The sequence below is a fragment of the Streptomyces prasinopilosus genome (assembly GCF_001419695.1).
Classification (GTDB): Bacteria; Actinomycetota; Actinomycetes; order Streptomycetales; family Streptomycetaceae; genus Streptomyces; species Streptomyces prasinopilosus.
On the sequence record NZ_LIRG01000940.1, the window covers coordinates 1 to 2,078 of the forward strand.

Consider the following 2,078-nt stretch of genomic DNA (forward strand, 5'->3'; position numbering starts at 1 on the left):
GGTGCCGGTGCCGGTGCCGTCCGGGATCTCGTGCGTGCCCTTGCGGTAGTACTCCAGCCACGACAGGACGGTGTTCAGGTACTCCGTCGAGTTGTTGTAGCTGAGGATCGCCCTGCGGAGGTCCGCCCGGTCCGACAGGTCCCAGTCGAAGCGGCACAGGTAGTGGCCGGCGGCCAGTGCGGCGTCGTAGATGTTGTTGGGGTCCTCGAGGCCGTCGTCGTTGCCGTCGCGGCCGGCCCACGCCCAGGTGGACGGGATGAACTGCATGGGCCCGACGGCGTTGTCGTAGGCGCTGTTGCCGTCGTACCTGCCGTCGTCGGTGTCCTTGATGAGCGCGAAGCCGTTGCCGTCGAGCTGCGGGCCGATGATCGGGGAGGTCGTGGTGCCGTCGGCGTCGACGCGTCCGCCGCGGGCCTGACCGGACTCCACCTTGCCGATGGCGGCGAGCAGTTGCCAGGGCAGGTGGCAGCCGGGCCTGGAGGAGCGCAGCGCGGCTTCGGCCTTCTTGTAGGCGTCGAGGACGGTCGCGGGGATGCCCGCCTCGGCGGCGCCCTGCACGACCGGACCGGAGCTCGCGGACGGCGAGGGGTTGGGGCTGTTCAGCGGCGGCAGGTCCGTGTAGTAGGGCGAGTTGCCGGTCGCGCCGGGGTCGCCGGTGCCCTCGTCCGGCTCCGTGGCGGCGCCCGAGGAGGTCCGGCCGTCCTGGCCGCCGATCGGCACGCCCGGAGCCTGGGACGCGGACAGGGCCGCCACCGCGGCCGCCGCCACGGCGGTGGTTGCCGCTCCCTTGCGCAGCCTCCTGCCGAAATGCGCCGCCATAGAGTGAACCCCTCCCCATGGACGCCGGAGCGTCCGTCCCTGTCCGTCACGGTCGCCTGGTGTGACGACCGGCCACAGCCATCGGTTGTACCACCCCGGTGTAACGATCCGTCATGGCGCTGCGGTCCGTTCCTCCGGCCGCACCGGGCACGGCGGCTCTCGCGACCTTACGGCACCATCCTTTGTCCGGGCACCCGTTCACGTCCGGTCTTCACCGGTCGGCCACAGCCGGCCCCTCCCCCGCCGGGGGCGGCCGCGCCGCGCATACTGGGGCCCGCCGAGCACCCGGGCCGACGGGCCGGGTCAACCACCCTCCCCAGGAGCCGGGTTGCCTTTCACGCTGAGCCACGCGGTGGCCGTCCTGCCCGCCGTGCGCACCGACGGGACCGGCCGGGGACCGCTGGTGCCGGCCGTACTCGTGGCGGGCAGTCTCGCTCCGGACCTGACCTACTACGCCGCCGGTCTTCTGTCCGGGGCGATGGAGTTCGGGGACGTCACGCACTCGTCGCCGGGTGTCCTCACCGTCGACGTGGGCATCGCCTGGGCGTTGACGGGACTGTGGCTCCTGCTCCGCGAACCGCTCGTCGCGCTGCTGCCGCGGCCCCGGCAGGGGCGGACGGCCGCCCTGCTGCGCTGCGGCACGCCCCGCGCACGGGTGAGCGTCCCCCTGGTGGCGCGCTGGTACGTCTCGGCCGTCCTCGGCGCGCTGACGCACGTGGTCTGGGACGAGTTCACGCATCCCGACCGGTGGGGAACGCGGGTCTTCCCCGTCCTGGAGGAGGAGATCGCGGGCTCACCGCTGTACTGGTACCTGCAGTACGGCGGATCGGTCGTGGCCGCGGTGGTGATCGCCGTGTTCCTGGCGCGGGCGCTGCGCCGGACGGCGCCCGGCCCGGCGGGGCCCGCGGGCGTGCCGGCCCTGTCGGCGGCCGACCGGTGGGCGGCCGCCGCGCTGCTCGGCGGCTGTGCGCTGGCGGGGGCCGTGCGGCGGGCCTCGCGCTGGTGGGACTACTGGGGTGCGACCGCGAAGCCCTGGGAGCTGATCCCCGCGGTGTGTTTCGGGGCGGGGGCCGGGCTCCTCCTCGCGCTGCCGGTGTACGCCGTGGCGGTCAGGGCGTGGCGTCCGGCTCCGGCCGCCACGGGCCCTGGGGAGGCGGAGGCGCGGCGGCCCGGCCGTACGGCCGCGCGCCGAGCGGCTCCCCGGCCGCCACGAACACGGTGACGGTGCGGACCGGGCGGGGCCGGGGCAGCAGGGTGAG

Annotated in this window: 2 protein-coding genes; one reads left to right on the forward strand and one right to left on the reverse strand. The window is 74.8% G+C overall.

Going from position 1 to position 2,078, the window contains the following annotated elements:
- Positions 1–819, reverse strand: an 819-nt coding sequence (locus AOK18_RS28785; protein ID WP_167738757.1) for a lytic transglycosylase domain-containing protein, incomplete at its 3' end; no start/stop codon positions are given.
- A gap of 328 nt (positions 820–1,147) precedes the next feature.
- Here AOK18_RS28785 and AOK18_RS28790 point away from each other — a divergent pair.
- Entirely contained in the window at positions 1,148–2,041 is an 894-nt protein-coding gene (locus AOK18_RS28790; RefSeq protein ID WP_055696217.1) for a DUF4184 family protein, read from the forward strand.
- The last annotated feature ends 37 nt before the right edge of the window (positions 2,042–2,078 follow it).